We start from the raw sequence: 24,413 nt of genomic DNA on the forward strand, positions 1-24,413 counted from the left end.
TCCTTCCATTTCGTAGGCCTGATGCACTTCACAGATGGGCGCTTTCAACTTGCCGCCACCCACGCGCCTTATTCACAATTGCCGCATCGCCGCACCACGACAGGGAATTCCACGTGCCATCGATCTACCAGCTCAAACCCCGCTTCCAGGCGCTGCTGCGCCCGACCGTGCAACGCCTGTTCGAGCGGGGCGTCACCGCCAACCAGGTCACCGTCGCCGCTGGCGCAATCTCCGTGCTCATCGGCCTGCTGCTGGCCTGGCTGCCCCAGGTGACGTGGCTGTTCATCCTGGTACCGGTGTGGATGCTGCTGCGCATGGCACTGAATGCGGTGGACGGCATGCTCGCCCGGGAGTTCGGCCAGCAATCGAAGCTGGGCGCCTACCTCAACGAACTGTGCGACGTGATAGCCGACGCCGCGCTGTACCTGCCTTTCGCCCTGCTGCCCGGCGTGTCGCCGGCACTGGTGGTGCTGGTGGTGCTGCTCGCGGTCATCAGCGAGTACGCCGGGGTGATGGGCCCGCTGGCCGGCGCGTCGCGGCGCTACGACGGGCCGATGGGCAAGAGCGACCGGGCCTTTGCCTTTGGCGTGCTGGGCACCGGGGTAGCCTTCGGGCTGCTGAGCGCAACCTGGATCAACGGCCTGCTGCTGGTCATCCTGCTGCTCTCGCTCTATACCCTGTACAACCGGGTTCGCCAGGGCCTGGCCGAAACCCGCTGAGCCCCCCGCTGCCGGACAAGGATATTCGCCATGCGCCAAGCGCAATCGCTGCATTTTTCCACCCATGACGGCGTCGAGCTGCACTACCGTCACTGGCCCGCCACACGCAACGAACACCAGCCGCGCCGTGCCGTGGTGATGTTCCACCGTGGCCACGAGCACGGCGGGCGCCTGGCGCACCTGGCCGACGAGCTGGACCTGCCCGGCTATGACGTTTTCGCCTGGGACGCCCGTGGCCATGGCCAGTCGCCGGGCGCGCGCGGCGACAGCCCGAGCTTCGCCACCAGCGTGCGCGACGTGCAGACCTTCATCGAGCATATCCAGGCGCAGCACGGCATCGCCGAGCCCGACCTGGTGGTGCTGGCACAGAGCGTCGGGGCAGTGCTGATCGCCACCTGGGCCCATGACTACGCGCCCAAGGTGCGCTGCCTGGTGCTCGCCTCGCCAGCGTTCAAGGTCAAACTCTACGTACCTTTTGCCCGCCCCGGGCTGAAGCTGATGAAAGCCCTGCGCGGCAATTTCTTCGTCAACAGCTACGTCAAGCCACGCCTGCTCACCCACGACCCGGAGCGGGTCATGTCCTACGTGGCCGACCCGCTGATCAGCCGGCCGATCTCGGTGACCATGCTGCTCGGCCTGTACGAAGCCGCCGACCGCGTGGTGGCCGATGCCCAGGCGATCCAGGTGCCGACGCAACTGCTGGTATCGGGCTCGGACTTCGTGGTCGAACGCGCCCCGCAGGAGCGCTTCTTCGAGCGCCTGGGCAGTGCGCGCAAAGAGATGCACATCCTGCCCGGCTTCTTCCACGACACCCTCGGCGAACGGGACCGTGGCCATGCCCTGGCACGGATCAAGCGCTTCGTCGAGCATTGCTTCGATAACCCCGCACCCGTGCCATCGCTGCTCGATGCCGACAAGACCGGCGCCAGTTGCGCCGAGGCCGAAAGCCTGGCCGCGCCGCTGCCGCGCAACTCGCCACGCGACCTGTACTGGCGCGCCACCCGCGCCGGCCTGCAACTGGGCAAGGGCCTTTCCGATGGCGTGAAACTGGGCTTCGACACCGGCTTCGACTCTGGCTCGACCCTGGACTACGTGTACCGCAACCAGCCCACCGGCAAGGGCCGGCTGGGCGAGATGATCGACCAGAACTACCTCAACGCCATCGGCTGGCGCGGCATCCGCCAGCGCAAGCTCAACGTCGAGGAACTGCTGCGCCTGGCCATCGCCCAACTGCGTGAGCAACAGCGCCCGGTGCACATCGTCGATATCGCCGCCGGCCACGGTCGCTACATCCTCGAAGCGCTGCAGGGCTTGCAGCAACTGCCCGACTCGATCCTGCTGCGCGACTACAGCGAGCTGAACGTGCAGCAAGGCAACGCGCTGATCAGCGAAAAGGGTCTGGGTGAAATCGCCCGTTTCGTCCAGGGCGACGCCTTCGACCGCCAGAGCCTGGCCAGCCTCGACCCACACCCGACCCTCGCCGTGGTCTCAGGCCTGTATGAGCTGTTCCCCGGCAATGAGGCCGTGGCTAACTCGCTGGCGGGGCTGGCCGATGCCGTCGAGGAAGGCGGCTACCTGGTGTACACCGGCCAGCCCTGGCACCCGCAACTGGAGATGATCGCCCGGGCGCTGACCAGCCACCGTGGCGGCCAGGCCTGGGTGATGCGCCGGCGCAGCCAGGCGGAGATGGACCAGTTGGTGGCGGCGGCTGGCTTTCGCAAGATCACCCAACGCATCGACGAGTGGGGCATTTTCAGTGTCAGCCTGGCGCAGCGGGTGCGTTGATGGCCCGTGAAACAGGGCTGATCCGACGTGGCGTGCTGTGGCTGTTGCTGCTCGGCCCGTTGTTTTTCCTCAGCTACGGCCTGGCCAACAACTACACGGCTGGGCGCGAAGATGTCGGCAGCCTGGTGTTCGCCTGGGAACGGCACATGCCGTTGTGGCCATGGACGATCATCCCGTACTGGTCGATCGACCTGCTGTACGGCTTGTCGTTCCTGTTGCCGCACACCCGGCGGGAGATGGACCGGCACGCCCTGGCGCTGCTGACCGCGCAGTTGGTCAGCGTCGCTTGCTTCCTGCTCTGGCCGTTGCGCTTCACCTTCGAGCGCCCGGAACTGTCAGGGCTGTTCGGCTGGCTGTTCGATGTGCTGATGGGCTTCGACAAGCCTTACAACCAGGCGCCATCGCTGCATATCGCACTGCTGGTGATCATCTGGACGATGTTCGCCCGGCACACCCAGCAGCCTATGTGGCGTTGGCTGGTGCATGGCTGGATGGGGCTGATCGGGGTGTCGGTGCTGACCACCTGGCAACATCACTTCATCGACCTGCCAACTGGCGCACTGGCCGGTTTCGTCTGCCTGTGGCTGTGGCCGCAGCAAGGCCCGCTGCCCTGGCAGCAGGCCCGGCTGGCGCGCGACCCCAAGCATTGGCGCATGGCGTTGCGCTACGGGCTCGGCGCGATGCTGCTGGCCGTGCTGGCCCTCAAGTTGGGGCACCTCAGTTTGTGGTTGTTGTGGCCGGCTGTGTCGCTGCTGCTGGTGGCGCTGAACTATGGCCTGTTCGGTGCGGGTGGTTTCCAGAAAGGCGCGGATGGCCGGCTGTCGATTGCCGCGAGCGTGTTGCTGGCGCCCTATCTGCTGGCAGCGTGGGCCAACTCACGGTTGTGGACCCGGCGGCACCCGCAGGCGGATGAAGTGTTGGATGGGGTGTATCTGGGGCGGATGCCGGGGCACGGGGAGGCGACGGCGTTTGCAGCGGTGATCGACCTGTGTGCGGAGCTGGCCTGTACCGACGCCATCGCGTGGCAAGCCCGCTCCCACGAGCCATTGCCAAGCGCTGAGTGGGAGCGGCGGTGCGCCGCTGCGACTTGCCCCGCGATGGCCCTCGAACAGCCTGTGCAGTACTACCAGAGCTTGCCGAGCCTGGACCTGATCGCCCCAAGCCGGCAAACCCTGGAGCAAGCCGCCGCCGCCATCGAACACCTGCGCCAGCATGGCCCGCTGCTGGTCTGCTGCGCTCTGGGCTATTCGCGCAGCGCCAGCGCGGTGGCTGCCTGGCTGATCATCAGCGGCCGTTGCAGCGACGCCAGCCAGGCCGAAATGCTCATCCGCAAGGCACGCCCCAGGGTGGTCCTGCACCCGGCCCATAGGCAGGTGCTGCAGCAACTGGAGGCCCGGCCATGAACCTGCGCGTCGTCGCCAGCTTGCTCGCCCGCGGGCGCCAGCTGGAACGTCTGTCGGACGGCATCAGCCTGCTGGCAATCGCCAGCAGCCTGGCGCCGCTGTTCGGCGTGGCGCTACCTTCGCCAACCCACGCACTGTGCGTGGCGCTGCTGGTCATCGGCCTGGCCCACAAGTACTGGGCGATACGTGTCGCCCTGGATGCCGAGCTGTTCGCCCACCTGGCCGCCAGCAGCGACCTGCCCGCCGATACCCAGGCCCTGGACCGTGCCCTGCATGAACTCCGCCTCAAACCCAGCGCCAGCGACAGCCGCGCCTGGCCGGCACGCAGCCAGGCCGCCCTGGCCCTGCTGCGCCGCCAGGCCCTGTGCCTGGCCGTGCAAGTGCTGCTGGTACTGACCCTCCCCTTCACCGGATAAGACCGCCGCCATGCTCGCCAGCCTGACCGCCTTCGTCATCACCTCCGCCGCCCGCCTGATCACCGGCGCTCGCGCCCTGTGGCTGGGTTGCACGCCACAGCCGGTACAACGGCTGTATTTCGCCAACCACAGCAGCCACGGTGACTTCGTGCTGCTGTGGGCGGCACTGCCCGACCCCCTGCGCCGCCATACCCGCCCCGTGGCGGGGGCCGACTACTGGTGCAAGCCCGGTATTCGCGACTTCCTCATCCGCCAGGTGTTCAACGCCGTGCTGATCGATCGCACGCGCACGCCGGCCGAGGGCAATCCGTTGCAACCGGTGCTCGACGCGTTCGCCCAGGGCGACTCGCTGATCTTCTTCCCGGAAGGCACGCGCAACCTCGGTGACGAACCGCTGTTGCCCTTCAAGAGCGGCCTGTTCCACCTGGCCGCGGCCAACCCGCAGGTCGAGTTGGTGCCGGTGTGGATCGCCAACCTCAACCGGGTCATGCCCAAGGGCCGTGCCCTGCCGCTGCCGCTGCTGTGCACCTTGAGTTTCGGCGAGCCGCTGCACCTGCAGGCGGACGAAGGCAAACACGCATTTCTCGAGCGGGCCCGCGAGGCCCTGCTGAACCTGGCCCCGAAGGATGCCTGAGATGGATCACAACACCCTTTCGCTGTTCGCCGGCATCGGCGCCCTGTTGCTGCTGGCCAGCGCCATCGGGCGCCTGCTCAAGTGGCGCGCCGGCCCTGCGCCCCACGCTGTGATCGACAACCTCAACGCGCGCATCAATGCCTGGTGGGTCATGGTGCTGGTGATCGGCATCGCCTTCGTGTTCGGCAAGTACGGGGTGATCGTGCTGTTCTACGGTGTGTCGTTCTACGCCCTGCGCGAGTTCATGACCCTCACCCCGACCCGGCGCAGCGACTACCCGGCGCTGGTGGCGGCATTCTACGTGGCGCTGCCGGTGCAGTACCTGCTGATCGCCATGGACTGGTACGGGCTGTTCAGCATCTTCATCCCGGTGTACCTGTTCCTGCTGCTGCCGATCCTCGCCAGCTTCGGCGGCGACACCACGCGCTTCCTCGAGCGTGCCTCGAAGGTGCAATGGGGGCTGATGATCGCGGTGTACTGCGTGTCGTCGGTGCCGGCGCTGATGACCCTGGATATCCCTGGCTTCGAAGGCCGCAACCTGCTGCTGATCGCCTGGCTGATCCTGGTGGTGCAGATCAGCGATGTGCTGCAGTACGTGTGCGGCAAGCTGTTCGGCAAACGCAAAGTGGCGCCCAACCTGTCGCCGTCGAAAACCGTCGAAGGCCTGGCCGGCGGCGTGGCGCTGGCCACCCTGGTGGGCGCGCTTTTGTGCTGGATCACCCCGTTCACCTTCTGGCAGGCGGCGCTGATGGCGCTGACCGTCAATGCCATGGGCTTCTTCGGCGGGCTGGTGATGTCGGCGATCAAGCGCGACCGCGGGGTGAAGGACTGGGGGCACATGATCGAAGGCCATGGCGGCATGCTCGACCGCATGGATTCGGTGTGTTTCGCAGCGCCGGTGTTCTTCCACTTCGTGCGCTACTGGTGGGCCTGAGTCGGTGGACATCCCCGGGGAATACATCGTCCACGAGAGCGAGCACTGGATCGTCAACCATCACCTGACGTCGCGCCTGCCCGGCTACCTGATGCTGGGTTCGCGGGCGCCGGTGGACAGCCTGGCCGACCTGCCCGACCAAGCGCTGGCGGACATGGGCCGGCTGATGGCCAGGCTGCAACGGGCCATGGAGCAAGCGCTGGCGCCCAGGTGGTTGTACATCGGGCGTTTCGGGCATGTACCGGGTTGCCCGCTGCATTTTCACTTCATCCCGGTCCATGACTGGGTCGAGGCGCTGTTCTGGGCTGATGAGCGTTACCGCGCGCTGCAACAGTTCGGCTCGCTGGAGCATGCCCTGTCGAAGACCGACGGGGCGGAGCTGACGTTGTTCGTCTGGCGCGAGTTCGGCGAAAGCCCGACGCCACCCAAGGTACTGGGGAGGGGTATCCCTGAGGTGATTGCCGCTGTGCGTGAGCGGTTGTAGCGCGTATCGCGAGACCAGCCCCACGGTGTTGGCAAACGCTATTTCAGGTAGGAGCGCAGCAGCGCAGCTACCTTGTCGGCCTCCTCCAGCCGTTCCTCGGCGCTCAGCCCCTCCGCCACCAGATGCTCGCGGATATGCCCTTCCATCATTTCGGCCATCAGCCCGTTCACTGCACCGCGCACGGCGGCGATCTGCTGCAGGATCGCCAGGCAGTCCTTTTCCTGCTCCAGCGCGGTCTCCAGCGCGGCTGCCTGGCCTTTGATCTTGCGCACCCGGGTCAGCAGCTGCTTCTTGCTCTTGAGGGTATGTGCCATTCTGCTTCCATCACTGCAGGTATACTGGGGTATAGTATATTTCACGCCTGTTCGAGAGCATGATAAACCATGACCACGCAAACCTCCGACCGCTGGCTGCACAGCCACCAGTTCCATACCAGCAACCTCGGCGCAGAGCGCAAGACGCGGCTGGCGGTATGGCTGACTGCCGTGATGATGGTGGCGGAGATCGCCGGTGGCTGGTTCTTCAACTCCATGGCCCTCCTGGCCGACGGCTGGCACATGAGTTCCCATGCCCTCGCGCTCGGCCTGTCGCTACTGGCCTACGCCGCTGCGCGGCGCTACGCAGGCGACCGTCGTTTTGCCTTCGGCACCTGGAAAATCGAGATTCTCGGCGGCTACTCCAGCGCCCTGTTGCTGCTTGGCGTGGCCGCACTGATGGCGTTCCAGTCGGTTGAACGGCTGCTGACGCCAGGCGCCATCCATTACGACGAGGCGATCTTCATCGCCGTGATCGGCCTGGCGGTCAACCTGATCTGCGCCTGGTTGCTGCGCGATGACCACAGCCATCATCACGAGCATGCACATGACCACGGCCATCACCACCACGACCTCAACCTGCGCTCGGCCTACCTGCATGTGATCGCCGACGCCGCCACTTCGGTTCTGGCGATCGTTGCCCTGGTGGCCGGCAAACTGTGGGGTGCCGGCTGGCTCGACCCGGTCATGGGCCTGGTCGGCGCGCTGCTGGTGGCGCTGTGGGCCAAAGGCCTGCTGCGCGATACCGGGCGGGTGCTGCTGGATGCCGAAATGGATGCGCCGGTGGTCGCGGAGATCCGCGAGGTGGTCGCGCAGCTGCCGGTGGCTGCCGCCATTACCGACCTGCATGTGTGGCGCGTTGGCAAGGACCAGTACGCCTGCATCGTCAGCCTGGCCACTGCCGGCGCACTGAGCGCCGACAGCGTGCGCCAGGCGCTCGGGGTGCATGAAGAGCTGGCACACATCACCGTCGAGGTGAATGCCCTGCGCTGAGCGTCGCTCAGACAAGCGCCAGTGGAGCCAGCAGGCCGGATAGCGCATCCAGACAGCCAGGCGTCGAGCACAGGCAACTGGCCGACGACGCCTGGCCCTATGGTGATGCGTTCTATCACTCATTGCCTGGAGCCACGCCATGTCCGATTTCATCACCGTCCTGCGCGAAACCTGCCCCACCCCGGTGGTCGACGCGACCAAGTGGAAGCGCATCGGCGGCGACCCGCACACCGTCAACCTCAACGCCTACCTGTCGGCCGACGGCAGCAAGATCATGGGCACCTGGATCTGCACCCCGGGCAAGTTCGAGGTCAACTACGAGAAATGGGAGTTCTGCCACTTCCTCGATGGCTACTGCATCGTCACCCCGGAAGGTGAAGAGCCCAAGCACCTGAAGGCAGGGGATGTGTTCGTGATCGAACCGGGGATGAAAGGCACCTGGGAAGTGGTCGAGACGGTGCGCAAGTACTTCGTGTTTGCCTGAAGCGCTAATCGTGGGAGCGGGCTTGCCCCGCGATGACGTCAGGCGGGACAACGCTGTAGCCTGACATGACGTCATCGCGGGGCAAGCCCGCTCCCACGATTCGAAAGCCGGTTCTAACGGGCAAAAAAAATCGCGGAGCGCATGCCCCTCCCCCAAGGTGCGCAGTTACAAGGGGGAGGACCATACGGCCCGCGATGAAGTCCCTCTCGCCCATCAATCCTTCTTGCGATACCCCTCGACGATCGCCGAGAAATCCTTGCCGCCTTCGCCGCGCAGGCTCATGGCCTGGTACAGCTGCTGGGCCACGGCGCCCATGATCACCGGCTGGTGCGCCTGGCGTGCGGCCTCGGTGGCCAGGCCCAGGTCCTTGAGCATCAATTCGGCGCCGAAGCCGCCGGTGTAGCCGCGTGAGGCCGGTGCGGTCTCGATGATGCCCGGCCACGGGTTGTAGGTGTCCGAACTCCAGCAACGCCCGGTCGAGCTGTTGATGATCCCGGCCAGTACCTTGGTGTCGATGCCCAGCGCATTGCCCAGGGCCATGGCTTCGGACACGCCGATCATCGAGATGCCCAACAGCAGGTTGTTGCAGATCTTGGCGATCTGCCCGGTACCTACCTCGCCGCAGTGCACGATGTTGCGGCCCATCTGCTCCAGCACCGGCTTGAGGGTGGCGAACAGCGCCTCGCTGGCGCCGACCATGAAGGTCAGCGTGCCGGCCGCCGCGCCGCCAGTGCCGCCGGAGACCGGCGCGTCACCCATGTCGATGCCCTTGGCCGCCGCGGCCTTGGAAACCTCGCGGGCGGTCTGCGGGTCGATGGTGCTGCAGTCCACGGTCGGGGTGCCGGGGCGGATGCCGGCCAGCACGCCGGTCTCTTCGTCCAGGTAAACACTGCGTACATGGGCAGCGGCCGGCAGCATGGTGATTACCAGCTCGCTGTTGGCCGCGGCCTCCTTGGGCGAGGCGCTGACCTGCCCACCCAGCTCGGCAAGCTCCGCCAGTACGGTCTTGTTCAGGTCGAACAGGTTCAGCGAGTGCCCGGCCTTGATCAGATTGCGGGCCATGGGCGCGCCCATGTTGCCCAGGCCGATGAATGCGATACGCATGGTCAGCTCCTTAGCGCAGGCTGATGGTGGTGTTTACACCGTCGTTGACACTGTCATCGTCGAACCAGCGGGCGGTGACGGTCTTGGTCTGAGTGTAGAACTGCACCACCTGCTTGCCGTAGGGACCGAGGTCGCCAAGCTTGGAGCCGCGCGAGCCGGTGAAGCTGAAGTACGGCACCGGTACCGGGATCGGGATGTTGATGCCGACCTGGCCGATGTCGATCTCGCTCTGGAACTTGCGCGCCGCCGCGCCGCTCTGGGTGAACAGGCCGGTGCCGTTGCCGAACGGGTTGGCGTTGACCAGGGCGATGGCCTCGTCGAGGGTGTCCACCTCCAGCGTGACCAGCACCGGGCCGAAGATTTCCTGGGTGTACACCTGCATGTCGGTCTTGACCCCGGAGAACAGGGTCGGGCCGACGAAGTTGCCCTGCTCGTAGCCCGGCACCTTCACGTCACGGCCGTCCAGCTCCAGCTTGGCGCCTTCCTTGATGCCGCTTTCGATCAGGCCCAGCACCCGCTCCTTGGCACGCTTGGACACCACCGGGCCGACGTCGGTGCCTGGCTCGTTGCCGGCATTGACCTTGAGCTTGCTGGCCGCGTCCTTGATGTCCGGCAGCCACTCGCGGGCCTTGCCCACCAGCACCGCCACCGAGGTAGCCATGCAGCGCTGGCCGGCGGCGCCGAACGCAGCACCGACCAGCGCATTGATGGTCTGGGTGCGGTTGGCGTCAGGCAGCACCACGGCGTGGTTCTTCGCGCCCATCATCGACTGCACGCGCTTGCCGTGCTGGCTGCCCAGGTTGTAGACGTGGGTGCCGACTTCGGTGGAGCCGACGAACGAGATCGCCTTGATGTCCGGGTGGGTGCAGATGCCATCGACCACCTGCTTGCCGCCGTGCACCACGTTGAGCACGCCAGCCGGGATCCCGGCTTCCAGCGCCAGCTCGACCAGCATCATGGTCGACAGCGGGTCCTGTTCGGACGGCTTGAGCACGAAGGTGTTGCCGCAGACGATGGCCATCGGGAACATCCACAGCGGGATCATCGCCGGGAAGTTGAAGGGGGTGATGCCGGCGCACACGCCGATCGGCTGGCGCAGGGTGTAGGTGTCGACGCCACTGGCGACGTTCTCGGCGAATTCGCCCATCTGCAGGGTGCCGATGGAGGCGGCGTGCTCGACCACTTCCAGGCCGCGGAAGATGTCGCCCTCGGCGTCGGCAATGGTCTTGCCCTGCTCGGCGCTGAGGGTCACGGCGATGCGTTTGCTGTGTTCGCGGATCAGCGCCTGCAGCTTGAGCATGATGCGCATGCGCGCGCCGATCGGGGTGTCGCGCCAGGTCTTGAAGGCGCGCTCGGCGGCGGCCACGGCGGCGTTCACTTCATCGACGGTGGCAAACGGCACCCGCGCCAGCACTTGCTGGGTGGCCGGGTTGACGATGTCGCGCCACTCGGTGGTCTTGGATTCGACCCATTGGCCGTCGATCAGCAGTTTTACCTGTTCGACCTTGGTCTGGCTGGGGTTGTGGGGTGCGTTCATCTGCGCTCTCCTTGGAATTATTGTCGGAACGAAGACGCCTACGCCGGGGTGGACACGGGGTGGCGTGTAGGGGCTGAGATCGAGTATAGATGTGCAAACATCCAACAAGAATGAACAAAAAAACCGGATCATCATGCAAAAAGACCTCACCTCCCTGAGCGCGCTGAACTGGGACGACCTCAAGTTCTTTCTTGAGGTAGCGCGCACCCGCAAGGCCAGCAGTGCGGCCAAGCGCCTGGCCGTGGACTACACCACGGTGTCGCGGCGCATCGGCTCACTGGAAGGGGCGCTGGGTACCTTGTTGTTCGAGAAGTCGCGCACCAACGGCTTCGTCCTCACCGCCGAAGGCCAGCGCCTGCTGGGCTACGCCGAGTCGATCGAGAGCACCCTGCACATGGCCTGCGAGCAGGTCTCGGGCTCGGGCGTGGCGTTGTCGGGGCATGTGCGCATGGGCTGCACCGAAGGCTTCGGCAGCTTCTTCGTCACCCCGCAGCTGAGCCATTTCGTCGATGCCTGGCCGGCGATCTCGGTGGATATCCTGCCGTTGCCGCACTTCATCAGCCTGTCCAAGCGCGAGGCCGATATCGTCATCGCCCTGGAGCGGCCCGAGCATGGGCCTTATGTGTGCTGCAAGCTGTGCGACTACCGGCTGCGGCTTTACGCCACCCAGGACTACCTCGACAGCCACGCGCCGATCGGCGCGGTGAGCGACCTGGCGAGCCACCCCTTCATCAGTTACGTCGACGATCTGGCGTTCAGTTCGGAGCTTTTGTACCTGGCGAACCTGATCCCCAATGCCAATGCGCACCTGCGCAGCACCAGCGTGATCGCGCAGTACACGGCGGCCTTGCAGGGGCGTGGGCTGGCGATTTTGCCGTGCTTCCTGGCGGCGCAGGATCCGCGGTTGGTGACGGTGTTGCCGGAGGAGATCGAGGTGACGCGGCAGTTCTGGATGTACTGCCGGGAGGATTTGCGCAAGCTCAAGCGGATTACCCTGCTGTGGGATTACATCCGTGAGGTGACCGAGGCGAATGCGCCGTTGTTGATGGGGGAAACCCGCGAGATGCGCTTCGCCGATTAGTCAAAGGCGACAAGGAGAAATCTCCCAAAGCCTGCCCCAAGGTTGCGCCTTGAGCCCAACAGAGATAGATTTCCCCAGTCGTCGGAGCATCGGCGACGCGACCTTGGCCGGTCGGAATCGAAAGGCGCAGCAGCGCCCAGTCTTCATCGCAGGCGCTTTTTTTGTGCCCGCGATGTCGCGTTATGGCGGTGGTGCGCGGGACACCTTCGGGTGTGCCGGGCCCCTTTCGTCCCGGTCGGCCAACCCGCGTACTGCTGCCACCTCAACTTGCTTGGCCGCGAGCGGTGGCAGTTCCATAACGAAAGGAACTCATGCATGACCACCACGATACTGAGGATCCTCGCATCCGCTCTCCGCCGCCCATCCCCCGCGGCGCCCCCTTCTCCAACCTTCTACCCAATCGACAGCCAATCCCTCGCCACCCGCGCAAACCGGGAGGCATCCCATGACTAAGCACGAACGCCTGTCCACCATCCAAAGCTACGCCTGGACCCTCGAATTGCTCGGTGAAGCACTGGTCCAGCATGACGAGGTGCTGGAGTGCGAGCACAACCCACAGCTGAGCTTCCGCAATACGGCGGGGATTCATCAGGCGATCCGGATCATCAGCCGGCTGGCCAGCGAGCAGGTCGGCAAGCTGGAGGCGATGAAGGAGACGGAGTGACCTTGGGGCAGTGAAACCTGCAGCATTGGGGCCGCTTTGCGGCCCTTTCGCCGGCAAGCCGGCTCCCACCCCGACCGCATCGACCACATGCTATACGCGATCCCTGTGGGAGCTGGCTTGCCAGCGATTGGGCCGCGCAGCGGCCCCGGGGCGTCAGTCCGACGCCACCACGATCGACACCCGGCGATTCTCCATGCGCCCGGCGCTGGTGCGGTTGTCGGCCACCGGCTGACTGCTGCCCAGGCCGCGGGTCTGGATGTTCTGCGGCTGCATGCCGATGCCGGCCAGCGCCTTGGCCACGCTCTGGGCGCGGCGTTCGGACAGCTGCTGGTTATAGGCGGCCTTGCCCGAGGCATCGGCGTGGCCGTCGATGCGCACGCGCTGGATATCCACCGACAGCAGCGCCTTGCCGATACGCTCGACGATCGCTTCGCTCTGGCTGTTGAGGCCGTCCAGGTCGCTGCCGAACAGCACCTTGCCGGACAGATCGAAGGCCCAGCCCTCATCGATAGGGGCAAAGCCTTCGCGCTTGAGCACGGCCACCTGCTCCGGGGTCAGGCCCTTGGGCGGTACGCTCTGGCAGCCGCCGAGGGCGAGCAGGGCCAGAGCCATGGCGAACAACGGCAAACGCAGCGATAACAAACGGTCGATCACGGTTCAGCTCCTGTGCTTTTTACATCCGTGGCGCAGCGTTCCGTCTGCGCCACTTGCCAATGGCCACGGCGCTTGCGCTTGGCCTGGTACATCGCCGCATCGGCGGCATTGAGCAGACTGGCCGGGTCGTGGCCGTCGTCCGGGTAATAGGCGATACCGACACTGAGCGAGCTGGTGATGCGGGTGCCATCCTCCAGCAGGATCGGCAGCTGCATGCTGGCGATGATCTTCTCGGCGATGCGCTGGGCATCTTCACGCGCCTGCAGCGGCGCCAGCAGCACGGCGAACTCGTCGCCGCCCAGGCGCGCCACCAGGTCATGCTCACGCAGTTGCGCGCGCACCCGGCTGGCGATGGTGATCAGCACTTCGTCACCCACGGCATGGCCGAGGCTGTCGTTGATCTGCTTGAAATGGTCACTGTCGAGGAACAGCAGGGCCAGGCGCTCGCCCTGGCGCTCGGCACTGCGCAGGCTGCGGTTCAAGCGGCCCTCGAAGAAGGCGCGGTTGGGCAGCCCGGTGAGGCTGTCGTGGCTGGCCTGATGGGCGAGGGTTTCGTTTTCGCTTTGCAGGTGGCTGTGCCAGACCTCCAGTTCGTCGAGCAAGGCATTGAAGTCATTGCCCAGTTCGTTGAGTTCGGCGATCTGGGTTTGCGGCACGCGCCGGTCGAAACTGCGTTCGCGGCGCGCTGCGTGGGCCACGCTGGCCAGGTGGCGCAGCGGGCGGATGATGTCGGCGAACAGCCGGCGCGACAGGTACAACGCCAGTAGCGCACTGAGCACCGTGCACAGCAGGATCCCGACCAGGCCACTGAGCAGGAAGCGCAACAGGCTGCCGCCCTGGCCGACCAGTTCGACATGCCCGACCTTCTGGCCCTTGTGCTGCACCGGCAGGTTGACTGGCTGCTCCAGCAGGGTCCGCGCCACCTGGCTTTGCAGCTGTGCCATCAGGGTTCGGTCATCGCGCTGCCAGTGGGCGAGCAGCTTGCCATCGTTGTCGAAAACCTTGGCCTCGGCCACCTCTTCGGTCTCGGCGATCAGCGCCAGTGCCTCGTTGGCCGCTGGGCTGTCGTCGAACACCACGGCGGCTTCGACGGTGTAATTGATCGAGCGGGCGATCAAATGCAGGTTGTGGTTGGCATAGACGCGCAAGGCGGCCACCCCGAGCAGGGTCACCAGCACCCCGGCCAGGCCGGCGGCGAGCAGGGCAATACCCAGGTGGCCACGCCCCAGCGCCGCTCGCAGCGTCGGCCGGGGCATGCGCTGGTCAGGGCCGCTCATGGCTGCGCCGCCCGCCGCCGCGACAACTGCAGCACGCTGGGGTGGATGCGCACGCCGCTGCGCGCCACCGAGTCGAGGTTGACGTCGAATGCCACCTGCTGATCGCTGACCCGCAGGCAGAACAGGCTGCCCACGGTACAGGGGTCGTCGGCTTCGGTGATGCTCAGCACCGGGTGACCGCTGATGGCCTGGAACAGGCGATCACGCTCGCCGGGTTCGAGCTTGCCGATGTAAACGGCGTCACAGGCACTGGCCAGGCTGGCATTGCCGGCCAGCAGGCGGCGCACCTGCAGTGGCTGCCCGGAACTCTGCGCAGTGCCTTTGATCAGGTCGTCGGCGTATTCGGTGGGGCCGACCAGGCACAGGCGCAGGGGGTTGGGCTCGGCGGGCCAGCGGGCATAACTGAGGATGCCCAGTACCACCTGGGTCACGGCCTTGGCCCGTTGCTGCGCCTGCGCGCTCGGCTCGCCGGCCTGCGCCTGGGCGCACACGCCGGTCAGCAACAGCGTGGCCATCAGCAGCGAGCGCGCGCAATCCTTCACCCGCCTCAAGACCGAGACAGCCACTGTCATGTGGGAAATCTCTCAAAAAGTTGCCAGATAATGCCGCAACGATAGCACAGCAACGTGGTACGCCCGTATCACAGTTGTTCCAGCATCAGCCCCGAAACACGTCGCACCCTGCGCCCCACAGCCTCCTCGAACACGCCACTGCGCGGCTCGATCAGGCTGAAGCAGTGCTTGGCCCGGGTGATGCCGGTGTACACCAGCTCCTTGGTCAGCACCGGGTTGAGAGCGTCGGGCAGCACCAGCGCGGTGTGGCTGAACTCCGAGCCCTGGGACTTGTGCACGGTCATGGCGAACACGGTTTCCACTTCGCTCAGGCGGCTGGGCAGGACGAAACGCACCCCGCCACTGCCGTCGTTACGCGGGAAGGCCACGCGCAGCGGGGCCTGGCCCTGGTCATCGGGCAGGCGCAGGGCAATGCCGATATCACCGTTCATCAGGCCGAGGCCGTAGTCGTTGCGGGTTACCAGTACCGGGCGCCCCTCGTACCACAGCTGCTGGCTGTCGATCAGCCCGGCATTGTGCAACACCCGCTCCACCCGCTGGTTCAGGCCTTCCACGCCCCAGGCGCCCTTGCGCACCGCGCACAGCAGCTGGAAGTCCTCGAAACGGCTCAGCACTTCGCCGGCCCACTGTTCCCAGCGCGGATCCTCTGCCGGGGTGCCCGGCGGCGGGCGCAGGCGGCCGATGTTGCGCAGGTAGCTGCGATAGCCCTGCGGGCCTTCGGCGCCGCGGTTGAGGCCTTCGAGCAGCAGGCGGTCGAAGCGCTTGTCGTGCTCGCCGCCGAGGGTCAGGCAAAAGACGTCATCGGGCTTGCTGGCCAGCAGCGCGCGGGCCTCGGGGGCCTGCTGGCGGTTGACCAGCCGTGCCAGCTGGCCAATGCCGCTGCCTTCACCGAAACGCCGGGAATGGCGCAGCATGACGATCTGCTGGGCCAGCGGGCTGCGCGGGCTTTCGCCCGGTTTCAGGCCGCTGTTGGCCAGCGATTGGCCGCCGATCTGCTCCAGCCAGGCCTGGGTCTGCGGCCAGTAGCAGCCATCCTCGGCGTCGCGGCACAGGTCGCCGAGCACCGCACCCGCCTCCACCGAGGCCAACTGGTCCTTGTCGCCCAGCAATACCAGTCGCGCATTGGGGGGCAACGCGTCGAGCAGGTTGGCCATCATTTCCAGGTCGATCATCGACGCCTCGTCGATCACCAGCACATCCAGTGGCAACAGGTTGCCTGCGTTGTGCCGGAAGTGGCGCGAGCCCGGGCGGCTGCCGAGCAGGCGGTGCACGGTGCTGACGTCGGTGGGGATCTGCGCGCGCACCGCGCTGTCGACCTGCAACCGCTCGACCTGCTGGCCGATGGACTCGGTCAAGCGCGCCGCTGCCTTGCCGGTGGGCGCCGCCAGGCGAATGCGCAGGGGCCGGCCCTGCTCTACCGCCGGTGCCTGCAGCAGGGCCAACAGGCGCACCACCGTGGTGGTCTTGCCGGTACCGGGGCCGCCGGTGATGACGCTGAAACCGGCACGGGTGGCCAGGGCGCAGGCAAGTTTCTGCCAGTCCACTTCACCGGTGGGGGCACCGCCTTCGAACAGCTGCGCCAGGCGCGCCGCCAGGTCCGCTTGCAACGGCTGCTGACGGGCCAGGCGCTCGTGCAAGGCGCTGTCGATGCGCCGCTCATAAGCCCAGTAGCGGCGCAGGTACAAACGTTCACCGCTGAGCACCAATGGGCGCGTGTGCTGTGCGCGGCTGCCGCCTGCTGCCAGCAAGGGGCTTTGGTCGATGCGCTGCAACCAGGTGTTCAGGTCGAGGCTGGCGAGCAACTGCGAAGGCAGCAGCAGCGGCCCGGCCAGGGCATCGCCTTCCGGCGGCAGCGACAGGGCGAAGTCTGGCTCGGCCAGAGTTTGGGCAAGGTCGAGGCAGACATGGCCGTGGCCCAGTTGGTGGCTGGCCAGCGCCGCCGCCAGCAGCACCAACGGATCGCTGCCCGGGGCGAGCTCTTCGAGGAAGCCGACGAAGGCCCGGTCCAGCGCACGCAGCCAGCCACGCTCCACCCAGCGGTCGAGCAGGGCCAGCAGGTCGTGGCTGTCGTGCAGTGGCGCCAGGGCAGACAGGTGCTCGGCCTGCAGCGGGGTCGGCAGAAGGTCGTCGAGACTGCGGCTCATGGCGTGGCTCCAGCAAACAGATCCTGCTGCGCGGGCGCGTGCTCGCCACGGAACAGCGCATCGAGGGCTTCGATCAGCGCGCGTGGCGGCCGGGCGTGATACAGGCCATGGCCGGCCGAGTGGGTGCCGCGCAGGAAGATGAACAGGGCACCGCCGACATGGCGGTCGTAGTCGTAGTCGGGCAGGCGTGCGCGCAACTGTCGGTGCAGGGCCAGCAGGTAGAGCACGTACTGCAGGTCGTAGCGGTGCTCGAGGATCGCCTGCTCCATGGCCAGTGCGCCATAGGCCTGGGCGTCGGGGCCGAGCCAGTTGGATTTGTAGTCGGCCACGTAGTAGCGCCCGTCCAGCTCGAAGGCCAGGTCGATGAAGCCTTTGAACATACCGTTGAGCTGGGTCGGCTGCAGCGCCGGGCGCGCGGCGCCGTCATGGGTATGGCGAACCACCAGTTGGTCGAGGCGCACGGCATCGACCTGATGGCTGGCAAACCAGAATTCCATCTCGATCTGATACTGGCTCAGTGCCGCCAGCTGCAAGGTAGCGCCCTGCAACGGCATGGGCTGCACCAGCATCTGCTGCAGCCACTGGCTGAGCGTGGGGATCCAGCCGGCCCAGTCGCGACGGTTGCAGCGCCGGCCCACGGTGCGCTCGATCAGCTCGGGCTGGCTGCTCACGGCGGCGAAGCCTTCCAAGCCGGCCCATTCGAGCAGGCCATGGAGGAAGGTGCCGGGGTTGGGGCCACGGGGGAAGCGGTGGATATCACCGGACTCGGCCGGCACTTCGCGCAGCAGCTGGCTGTCCAGGGCTTCGTCGTCCAACAGTTGCTGGGCCTGGGAGCTGTCGGCGATGAGCGTTTGATCGCCGACGCGCAGCGCACTGTAGGAGGCGATCCACCACTGCTCGGCGGCGGCCCGTCGAGGTTTGCGTGCCGGCAACAGCTCACTGTCGTTCGCCGGGGTACGGTAGCTTTGCTCGTCTGCCTCGGGCAGCGGCCCACTGATGATGGCCGGGCTGTTCGCCCCCAGGGCCTGCAGCCACTCGCCCAGTTGGCTGGAGGCCGTCAGAGGCAGGCCGCCGCCGAGCAGGTAACCCAGGGCCGAGCGGTGCAATTGCGAGCTGCGCTGGGTGCCGCGCTTGAGGTCGGCGACACCCAGCCAGCAACCGTGCTGGGCGCGGGTCAGGGCGACATAGAGCAGGCGCAGGTCTTCTGCCAGGCGCTCGTCGTCGGCACGTTCGACTTGCTGCGCATCGGGGGTGAGCGTGAGGTGCGCGATGCCGTCGTCGTCATGCCAGGACAGCGGCAGGCGCGAGCCATCCACCGGCTTGCTGGTGCAGATGAACGGCAGGTACACCAGGGGGTATTCCAGGCCTTTGGATTTGTGGATGGTCACCACCTTGACCAACTGCTCGTCGCTTTCCAGGCGCAGGATCTGCTCTTCGCCGGCCTGCCCGGCATTGGCCAGGTGCTCGGCCAGGTGGCGGATCAATGCCTGCTCGCCATCCAGTTCGCCGGCCGCCTGCTGCAGCAGTTCGGCCAAGTGCAGCAGGTTGGTCAGCACCCGCTCGCCGTCGGTGCGCGCCATCAGGCTGCGCGGCAGGTGGAAGTCGTGCAGCAGGCGGCGCAGCATCGGCAATACGCCTTGGCGCTGCCAGATCTCGCGGTAACGGCGAAAGCGCATGACCCAGTCTTCCCAGACCCGCTCGTCCTGGTTCAGGCGTTCCAGTTCGATCAGCGGCAGGCCGAGGGTCAGGCTGGCCAGGGCGGCCTTGAGCATGCGCTCGGCGTCCGGCTCGGCGCAGGCCTTGAGCCAGGCCAGCAGGTCGTGGGCTTCCTGGGCGGCGAACACTGAATCTTTGTCCGACAGATAGACGCTGCGCACCCCGCGGGCCGCCAGTTCAGCACGGACCAACTGCGCTTCGCGACCGTCGCGCACGAGGATGGCGATATCGGACGGCAGGCACGGGCGCAGTGCGCCGTCACTGCCGGCAAAGCCACTGACGCCCTGCTGGCCGCCGTTGAGCACGGCCACGATATGGCTGGCGCAACTGGCGGCCAGGCGTTGGCGATACAGGGTGTTGGACACTGGCTCGTCACTTTGCAGATGCCAGCAGTACAACGCCGCTGTGGGCTGGCCGTCGATCAGCAGCTGTTCGCTGCGGCCTTTGGCGCGGACCTCGACGAAGGGCAAGGGGTTGTCGCCATGGGCGCGGAACAGGAAGGCGCCGCGGCCTTGAGCACGCGCCTCGGCCTGCAGGAAGACACGGTTCACGGCCGCGACCATGGCCTGGCTTGAGCGGTAGTTGGTGTCCAGGCTGTGCAGGCGCCCGGCGGTGGCGCGGCGGGCGGCCAGGTAGGTGAAGATGTCGGCGCCACGGAAGGCGTAGATCGCCTGCTTGGGGTCGCCGATCATGAACAGGCCGGTTTGCGGGTTGTTCTCGGTGATGCGATAGATGCGCTCGAAGATGCCGTACTGCACCGGGTCGGTGTCCTGGAATTCGTCGATCAGCGCTACCGGGAACTGCTCGCGGATCAACCCGGCCAGGCGCTCGCCGGACTCGCTGGCCAGCGCATGCTGCAGGCGCAGCAGCATGTCGTCGAAGCCCATTTCGGCGCGGCGGCGCTTTTCCACTTCGAAGCGCGCCGAGACCCAGGCGGCGGCATGTTCCAGCACGCGCACCTCGGGGCTGGCGAGCCCCTGCAATTGTTCGCGCAGGGTTTGCATGGCGTGCAGGGCTGGATGGCTCGGCGGCTCGCCGACCTTCCACGCCTCGGCCATGCCGTCGGGGGTCAGGCGGGTGAAGCCGGTGCCCAGGTCGAGGTCCATCGCTTGATCGTCGCCAGCCCAGGCCTTGAGCTTGTCGAACCAGGGCTCGAAATAGCGCGCCTGAAGCTTGCGACCGTCGGCCTGCTTGGCGGCCACGGCGTCGCGGCAGATCTGCTGCAGCTCATCGGCCCAGGCGGCCCATGGCGCCTTGAGCTGGCGCAGCTGCTCACTGCGCTCGCGCAGGGTCGTTTCGATCAGTTGTTGCGGGTCTTCGTCGTGCTGTTCGCTGCGCACCCGGCCGAACAAGGGCCGGATGCGGGGCAGCAGTGCATCGGGGCTGCCCCAGTTGCCGCGCACCCACGCAAGGGACTCGCCGCGCATGCCGTAGCAGAAGCGCCGCCAGTAGTCGCGCATGACCTGGCCAAGCAGCTCGCTGTGGTCGGTTTCCAGGCTTTGCGTGAACAGGCTGCCACTGTCGAAGGCGTGCTCGCGCAACATGCGCTGGCACCAGCCGTGGATGGTCGATACCGCGGCCTCGTCCATCCACTGCACGGCGATCTCCAGGCGGCTGGCACAGCGTGGCCAATGCTCCTGTGGATACTCGTCGCGCAGCTGCTGCAGCAGCGGGTCGGCGTCGTCCAGCTCGCCGCGGAAAAACCGGCCCGCCTCGGCCAGGCGAGCACGGATGCGTTCGCGCAGCTCTTTGGTGGCGGCGTCGGTGAAGGTCACCACGAGGATCTGCGGGGGCAGCAGCTCGCGGGCAAAGCCCTGCTCGCCGCCGTGGCCGAGGATCAGTCGCAGGTACAGCGCCGAAATGGTGAAGGTCTTGCCGGTGCCGGCACTGGCTTCGATCAGCTGGCTGCCGTGCAGGGGGAAACTCAAGGCCAGCGGGCGGGCTTGGCTCATTGGGCGCTCTCCGGGTTGCCGAGGGTCTGCCAGGGCGCTGCGAACAGGGGGCGGTACAGGGCTTCGCACCAGCCTTCGAAGGTTTCATCCAGCACCAGCGCGGCGAAGTCGTTGTACTGGCGGGCCAGGGCGAGGCTTTCGCTGCGCTCGCCGTGGCTGATCAGGCCGTCACCTTCGTAGGCGCGGGCGGCAGCGGCAAGCGCCTTGTCCGGGTCTTCCTGGGCCAGCCAGGCGAAGGCGGTCTTGGCCGCGACAGGCAGGGGCGCGTTCATGCCGGCCTGGCGCGCCACCAGCAGTTCGCCCAGCCGTTCGGCGGCCTGGCCTTGCGGCAAGGGCGCCAGGAGCAGGGTCAGGTCGCTGGCCACCAGGGCGCTGTGCAACGGGTAGCCCGAGGCGCAGGCGGCCAGGTGCATGACCCAGGCCGGGATCAGCCGGTGCCACTTGAGGTTGTTGCGCCCGGCGCTGAGGGTGTTGGGCACGGTGGCGATGCTCAGCAGGCTCTGGTCGTCGGCCTGGTAGACCCGGCCCAGCCAGCCCTCGAGGCGGTGCAGGCCGTGCTCGAAGTGGATCGGCAAGGCGCCTTCCACCAGCGTTGGCCAGCGCTGCAGCAATTGCCCATGGCGTTGCAGCAGGTCTGGCAGGGGCTGGATCAGCTCGGCCTGCAACGCCTCGCCGAACCCGGCCAGCGGCAGCAGGCCGCAGGCTTGCAGGCGGCGGGCCTGGGCCTGCAGCGCCTGCTCGGGGTTGTCCGGCTCGGCCAGGGCGGCACCCAGCAGGCTTTCACTCAGGCCGTAGCGTTGCAGGGCGTCGAGGGCGAAGGGTTCTTCGTCCGGCGTGGGTGCTTCCAGGGCTTCGAAGTAGACTTTCAGGCGCTGGCTGAAGAAGTGCCTGACGGGATGGCGCAAAAAATCCTGCAACTGCGTCAGGCTCAATGGCTCATCGCTGCTGTAGGGCAGCAACGGGGCATGGGCTGCCTGGGCCTCTGCGGCATCCTGATGCAGGACCAGCCACTCATGGGCAAAGCTGAACAGCGGGCTGCCTTTCTGGAAATAGCGCTGGCTGAACGGTTGCAGCGGGTGCTCCTGGGTCAGGGCATGCAGCAGTTGTTGACCGGCATCGTCCTTCTGCCCTGGTTTGGCGTTGGTCAGTTGCCAGCCGGCGGCCAGGTGATCGCGCAACTGTCCGATCAGCACCGAGGCTGGGCGCTCGCTGTTGTCGCGGATGCTGCGCCCGACCCAGCTGACGTACAGTTGGTCACGCGCCGACAGCAGCGCTTCGAGCAACAGGTAGCGGTCATCTTCGCGGCGCGAACGGTCGCCCGGGCGGTAGTCGCTGGCCATCAGGTCGAAGTCCAGCGGTGGCTGCGCACGAGGGTAGTCGCCGTCGTTCATGCCCAGCAGGCAGACCACCCGGAACGGGATGGCGCGCATGGGCATCAAGGTGCAGAAGTTCACTGAACCGGCGAGGAAGCGCTGGGACAATTTGCCCTGGTCGAGGCCCGACAACCACGCCTCGCGAACCACGGTGAGCGGTAGCAGGTCTTGCAGGCTGACCGCCTCGCAGGTTTCCAGCCAGGTGTCGCGCAGGTCCTGGAGCTGCACCAGCAGCAGTTCGTCGTGCTCGTTTTCGGCCAGGAAGAAGATCTGCAGCAGCGCATGCAGGCGCTCGCCCCATTGCGTGGCCGTGGCCGGCTGCGAAAGTGCCTGGCAGGCTATGTCCAGGGCGTCGAGCAAGGCAACCAGCGGCCCGATCAGGGCGGCATCGAGCCCGCCGATCTCGTCGTAGGGCTCGATGCCATCGCAGCCCTCGCCTACGCCAACCGCGTACCCCAGCAGCATTCGGCGCAGGCCGAAACGCCAGCTGTTCTGCTCCAGGCCCTCGGGCAACCCGAGGGTGGCGCGTTGCCGGGCGCTAAGGCCCCAGCGAATGCCGGCGCCTTCGATCCAGCGGTGCAAGGTGGGCAGGTCGCTTTCTTCGATCGCAAAGCGGGCGCGCACTGCCGGTACGTCCAGCAGGTCGAGTACCTCACTCACGGCAAAACGGCTGTCGGGCAGCTTCAGCAAGTGTTCGAGGGCGATCAGCAAGGGATCGCGGCCGCGTTGGCCTTGGTCGGTCAGGGTGAAGGGGATGTAGCGTGGGTCGCTGCGCTCCAGCTGGCCGAACACCGCGCGAATGTGCGGGGCGTAGGTGTCGATGGCCGGGAGCATGACGATGATGTCGCGCGGGCGCAGGCTGGGGTCGGCACTGAAGCGGGCCAGCAGCTGGTCGTGCAGGATCTCGACTTCGCGCTGCGGGCTGTGGGCCACATGGAAGCGCACGGAGCGGTCCTTGGCAGGGTCCACCTGGGGCCATTGCTCGCGGGTTTCGGCCAGTGGGCGAAGTTCGAGGATGTCGTCCTGCAGCTGGTTGAGCAGGGTCTTGGGGTCACCGTCGCTGAACAGGTCGATGCGGCCATCGCTGAACACGGATTGATAGCTGCCGGGGTCGTCGTAGCTGTCGAGCAGGTTGATGTAGTCACGGCCCTGCTTGCCCCAGGCGGCCAGCAGCGGGTGCGCATGCTGGTGCAGCAGCTCGTCGTCCAGCAGCATGGGCATGCCTTGCTTGCGCTGCTGGCGTTTGTACTGATGGCGCAGCAGGTCCTTGTCGGCAACGATGTCGCCCCAGTGGTGGCGGCAGGGGTTGTGCACGCACAGCAGTACCTGGCTGAAGCGTGCCAGACCGGCCATGGCCTCGAGGATCTGGGCCGGCAGCGATGAGATGCCGAACACGATCAATCGGGCGGGCAGGCCAGCGGGCGCTTGTTCCAGGCTATTGATACGTTCGATGAAGCGCTGGTGCACACCGGCGCGGCTCTGGGCCATGCCCTCTTCGCCTACGTCTTCGAGCAGGATTCGCCACAGCTCGGCCTGCCAACGGTTGCCGGCAGCCAGCGGCTTGCGTTCACCACGCGCAGTGTTGAGCACATGGTGCCCGGCAGCCCAGTCCTTGAGCCAGTCGGCACGGTAGACCTGGTATTGGTCGAACAGGTCGGCCAGGCGTTCGGCCAGCTGATAGCGTTTGCGCAGGTCGCTGTCGTCGGTGAGGAAGCGGCGCAGGGGCTCGAAGTGCGGGCGCTCGATGACCTCCGGCAGCAGGCGCATGAGGCGCCACGTCAGGGGGGCTTTGTCGAGCAGCGACACTTCGGGGATTTCATCGCGGCCCAGCACCCCTCGATACAGTTGCCACATGAAGCTGCCGGGCAGTTGCACGTCGATCGCGGCAGCGATGCCGCAGCCGCCTTGGTCGTCGTCCTGTGGGTCCTCGGCCAGCGCCAGTTTCAACCACTGGGCGATACCGTTGCTTTGAACCAGGGCGATTTCGTTTTCCAGCGGTGCCAAGGGGAAGCGGCGCATCACACTCACCACCAGATTGCGCAGGTCATCCAGGCGATTGCCCTGGACGATCATGAAACCTGGGTGCAGTGAGGTCGTGCTGGCCATTGGGCGCTCTCGTGAAGGCGGGCGAATATGGTGGGGAACCATATCACGGGGTTGATCTTTTCCGATC

At 66.5% G+C, this 24,413-nt stretch carries 20 protein-coding genes; 11 read left to right on the forward strand and 9 right to left on the reverse strand.

The window, feature by feature from the left end; genetic code table 11:
- Positions 1 to 113 precede the first annotated feature (113 nt).
- The 7 genes from LOY51_RS23495 to LOY51_RS23525 are packed head-to-tail and all read left to right on the forward strand — an operon-like array spanning position 114 to position 6,375.
- Positions 114 to 719 carry a CDP-alcohol phosphatidyltransferase family protein gene (locus LOY51_RS23495; RefSeq protein WP_258643293.1) on the forward strand — a complete coding sequence of 202 codons (606 nt, stop codon included), beginning with the start codon at positions 114 to 116 and terminating at the stop codon, positions 717 to 719.
- A gap of 30 nt (positions 720 to 749) precedes the next feature.
- Positions 750 to 2,504, forward strand: a complete 1,755-nt coding sequence (locus LOY51_RS23500) for a bifunctional alpha/beta hydrolase/class I SAM-dependent methyltransferase (RefSeq protein ID WP_125860480.1) — start codon at positions 750 to 752, stop codon at positions 2,502 to 2,504.
- The gene (locus LOY51_RS23505) at positions 2,504 to 3,907 is read left to right on the forward strand and encodes a phosphatase PAP2/dual specificity phosphatase family protein (RefSeq protein ID WP_125860482.1); all 1,404 of its coding nucleotides are present in this window, start codon (positions 2,504 to 2,506) and stop codon (positions 3,905 to 3,907) included. Before LOY51_RS23500 ends, LOY51_RS23505 begins: the two co-directional genes overlap by 1 nt.
- Positions 3,904 to 4,323 (forward strand): hypothetical protein, encoded by a 420-nt coding sequence (locus LOY51_RS23510; RefSeq protein ID WP_125860483.1) that lies wholly within the window; start codon positions 3,904 to 3,906, stop codon positions 4,321 to 4,323. Before LOY51_RS23505 ends, LOY51_RS23510 begins: the two co-directional genes overlap by 4 nt.
- 10 nt (positions 4,324 to 4,333) lie before the next feature.
- Positions 4,334 to 4,957, forward strand: coding sequence for a lysophospholipid acyltransferase family protein (locus LOY51_RS23515; protein ID WP_125465625.1), 624 nt, complete (start codon positions 4,334 to 4,336; stop codon positions 4,955 to 4,957).
- Position 4,958: 1 nt separating this feature from the next.
- Complete coding sequence (locus tag LOY51_RS23520) at positions 4,959 to 5,891, forward strand: phosphatidate cytidylyltransferase (RefSeq protein WP_125465626.1); 933 nt, start codon at positions 4,959 to 4,961, stop codon at positions 5,889 to 5,891.
- 4 nt (positions 5,892 to 5,895) lie between these two features.
- Positions 5,896 to 6,375: an HIT family protein gene (locus tag LOY51_RS23525; protein WP_125860485.1), complete on the forward strand. Its 480-nt coding sequence runs from the start codon at positions 5,896 to 5,898 to the stop codon at positions 6,373 to 6,375.
- 38 nt (positions 6,376 to 6,413) lie between these two features.
- Here the strand turns inward: LOY51_RS23525 and LOY51_RS23530 are convergent, their stop codons facing one another.
- Positions 6,414 to 6,689, reverse strand: a complete 276-nt coding sequence (locus tag LOY51_RS23530) for a metal/formaldehyde-sensitive transcriptional repressor (RefSeq protein ID WP_125465627.1) — start codon at positions 6,687 to 6,689, stop codon at positions 6,414 to 6,416.
- 69 nt (positions 6,690 to 6,758) lie between these two features.
- On the opposite strand from LOY51_RS23530, the gene dmeF reads away from it, so the two are divergent.
- Positions 6,759 to 7,682: a CDF family Co(II)/Ni(II) efflux transporter DmeF gene (gene dmeF / locus LOY51_RS23535; RefSeq protein WP_125860487.1), complete on the forward strand. Its 924-nt coding sequence runs from the start codon at positions 6,759 to 6,761 to the stop codon at positions 7,680 to 7,682.
- Between the two features lie 139 nt (positions 7,683 to 7,821).
- The gene (locus LOY51_RS23540) at positions 7,822 to 8,166 is read left to right on the forward strand and encodes a cupin domain-containing protein (protein ID WP_125465629.1); all 345 of its coding nucleotides are present in this window, start codon (positions 7,822 to 7,824) and stop codon (positions 8,164 to 8,166) included.
- A 213-nt stretch (positions 8,167 to 8,379) separates the two neighbouring features.
- On the opposite strand, the gene mmsB is transcribed toward LOY51_RS23540, so the two are convergent.
- Together mmsB and LOY51_RS23550 are read right to left on the reverse strand one after the other, a co-directional pair.
- Positions 8,380 to 9,270 carry a 3-hydroxyisobutyrate dehydrogenase gene (mmsB, locus tag LOY51_RS23545; protein WP_125465630.1) on the reverse strand — a complete coding sequence of 297 codons (891 nt, stop codon included), beginning with the start codon at positions 9,268 to 9,270 and terminating at the stop codon, positions 8,380 to 8,382.
- Between the two features lie 10 nt (positions 9,271 to 9,280).
- The gene (locus LOY51_RS23550) at positions 9,281 to 10,807 is read right to left on the reverse strand and encodes a CoA-acylating methylmalonate-semialdehyde dehydrogenase (RefSeq protein WP_125465631.1); all 1,527 of its coding nucleotides are present in this window, start codon (positions 10,805 to 10,807) and stop codon (positions 9,281 to 9,283) included.
- Positions 10,808 to 10,940: 133 nt separating this feature from the next.
- On the opposite strand from LOY51_RS23550, the gene LOY51_RS23555 reads away from it, so the two are divergent.
- Positions 10,941 to 11,888: a LysR family transcriptional regulator gene (locus LOY51_RS23555; RefSeq protein WP_125860489.1), complete on the forward strand. Its 948-nt coding sequence runs from the start codon at positions 10,941 to 10,943 to the stop codon at positions 11,886 to 11,888.
- 445 nt (positions 11,889 to 12,333) lie between these two features.
- Positions 12,334 to 12,552, forward strand: coding sequence for a hypothetical protein (locus LOY51_RS23560; RefSeq protein ID WP_258643298.1), 219 nt, complete (start codon positions 12,334 to 12,336; stop codon positions 12,550 to 12,552).
- Positions 12,553 to 12,705: 153 nt separating this feature from the next.
- Here the strand turns inward: LOY51_RS23560 and yfiB are convergent, their stop codons facing one another.
- The 6 genes from yfiB to recC all read right to left on the reverse strand — a co-directional run bounded on the left by yfiB (position 12,706) and on the right by recC (position 24,346).
- The gene (gene yfiB, locus LOY51_RS23565; protein WP_508134339.1) at positions 12,706 to 13,206 is read right to left on the reverse strand and encodes an outer membrane lipoprotein YfiB; all 501 of its coding nucleotides are present in this window, start codon (positions 13,204 to 13,206) and stop codon (positions 12,706 to 12,708) included.
- On the reverse strand, positions 13,203 to 14,483 hold the full coding sequence (gene dgcN, locus LOY51_RS23570) for a diguanylate cyclase DgcN/YfiN (RefSeq protein ID WP_125860493.1): 1,281 nt from the start codon (positions 14,481 to 14,483) through the stop codon (positions 13,203 to 13,205). The genes yfiB and dgcN overlap by 4 nt, the downstream gene beginning before the upstream one ends.
- On the reverse strand, positions 14,480 to 15,055 hold the full coding sequence (yfiR, locus tag LOY51_RS23575) for a regulatory sequestration protein YfiR (protein ID WP_258643301.1): 576 nt from the start codon (positions 15,053 to 15,055) through the stop codon (positions 14,480 to 14,482). Before yfiR ends, dgcN begins: the two co-directional genes overlap by 4 nt.
- 68 nt (positions 15,056 to 15,123) lie before the next feature.
- The gene (gene recD, locus LOY51_RS23580; RefSeq protein WP_258643303.1) at positions 15,124 to 17,199 is read right to left on the reverse strand and encodes an exodeoxyribonuclease V subunit alpha; all 2,076 of its coding nucleotides are present in this window, start codon (positions 17,197 to 17,199) and stop codon (positions 15,124 to 15,126) included.
- The gene (gene recB / locus LOY51_RS23585) at positions 17,196 to 20,867 is read right to left on the reverse strand and encodes an exodeoxyribonuclease V subunit beta (protein WP_258643305.1); all 3,672 of its coding nucleotides are present in this window, start codon (positions 20,865 to 20,867) and stop codon (positions 17,196 to 17,198) included. Before recB ends, recD begins: the two co-directional genes overlap by 4 nt.
- Positions 20,864 to 24,346, reverse strand: a complete 3,483-nt coding sequence (recC, locus tag LOY51_RS23590) for an exodeoxyribonuclease V subunit gamma (protein ID WP_258643307.1) — start codon at positions 24,344 to 24,346, stop codon at positions 20,864 to 20,866. The genes recB and recC overlap by 4 nt, the downstream gene beginning before the upstream one ends.
- Between the last annotated feature and the right edge of the window lie 67 nt (positions 24,347 to 24,413).

This window comes from Pseudomonas sichuanensis (genome assembly GCF_024749065.1).
Classification (GTDB): Bacteria; Pseudomonadota; Gammaproteobacteria; order Pseudomonadales; family Pseudomonadaceae; genus Aquipseudomonas; species Aquipseudomonas sichuanensis.

Excerpts from the sequence above, each read along its gene's own strand:
- LOY51_RS23520 (WP_125465626.1), top strand. The coding sequence starts at position 4,959 with ATGGATCACAACACCCTTTCGCTGTTCGCCGGCATCGGCGCCCTGTTG.
- LOY51_RS23560 (WP_258643298.1), top strand. The coding sequence starts at position 12,334 with ATGACTAAGCACGAACGCCTGTCCACCATCCAAAGCTACGCCTGGACC.
- LOY51_RS23500 (WP_125860480.1), top strand. The coding sequence starts at position 750 with ATGCGCCAAGCGCAATCGCTGCATTTTTCCACCCATGACGGCGTCGAG.
- LOY51_RS23505 (WP_125860482.1), top strand. The coding sequence starts at position 2,504 with ATGGCCCGTGAAACAGGGCTGATCCGACGTGGCGTGCTGTGGCTGTTG.
- yfiR (WP_258643301.1), bottom strand. The coding sequence starts at position 15,055 with ATGACAGTGGCTGTCTCGGTCTTGAGGCGGGTGAAGGATTGCGCGCGC.
- mmsB (WP_125465630.1), bottom strand. The coding sequence starts at position 9,270 with ATGCGTATCGCATTCATCGGCCTGGGCAACATGGGCGCGCCCATGGCC.
- dgcN (WP_125860493.1), bottom strand. The coding sequence starts at position 14,483 with ATGAGCGGCCCTGACCAGCGCATGCCCCGGCCGACGCTGCGAGCGGCG.
- LOY51_RS23540 (WP_125465629.1), top strand. The coding sequence starts at position 7,822 with ATGTCCGATTTCATCACCGTCCTGCGCGAAACCTGCCCCACCCCGGTG.
- LOY51_RS23530 (WP_125465627.1), bottom strand. The coding sequence starts at position 6,689 with ATGGCACATACCCTCAAGAGCAAGAAGCAGCTGCTGACCCGGGTGCGC.
- recB (WP_258643305.1), bottom strand. The coding sequence starts at position 20,867 with ATGAGCCAAGCCCGCCCGCTGGCCTTGAGTTTCCCCCTGCACGGCAGC.
- recD (WP_258643303.1), bottom strand. The coding sequence starts at position 17,199 with ATGAGCCGCAGTCTCGACGACCTTCTGCCGACCCCGCTGCAGGCCGAG.
- LOY51_RS23515 (WP_125465625.1), top strand. The coding sequence starts at position 4,334 with ATGCTCGCCAGCCTGACCGCCTTCGTCATCACCTCCGCCGCCCGCCTG.
- LOY51_RS23550 (WP_125465631.1), bottom strand. The coding sequence starts at position 10,807 with ATGAACGCACCCCACAACCCCAGCCAGACCAAGGTCGAACAGGTAAAA.
- LOY51_RS23510 (WP_125860483.1), top strand. The coding sequence starts at position 3,904 with ATGAACCTGCGCGTCGTCGCCAGCTTGCTCGCCCGCGGGCGCCAGCTG.
- LOY51_RS23555 (WP_125860489.1), top strand. The coding sequence starts at position 10,941 with ATGCAAAAAGACCTCACCTCCCTGAGCGCGCTGAACTGGGACGACCTC.
- recC (WP_258643307.1), bottom strand. The coding sequence starts at position 24,346 with ATGGCCAGCACGACCTCACTGCACCCAGGTTTCATGATCGTCCAGGGC.
- dmeF (WP_125860487.1), top strand. The coding sequence starts at position 6,759 with ATGACCACGCAAACCTCCGACCGCTGGCTGCACAGCCACCAGTTCCAT.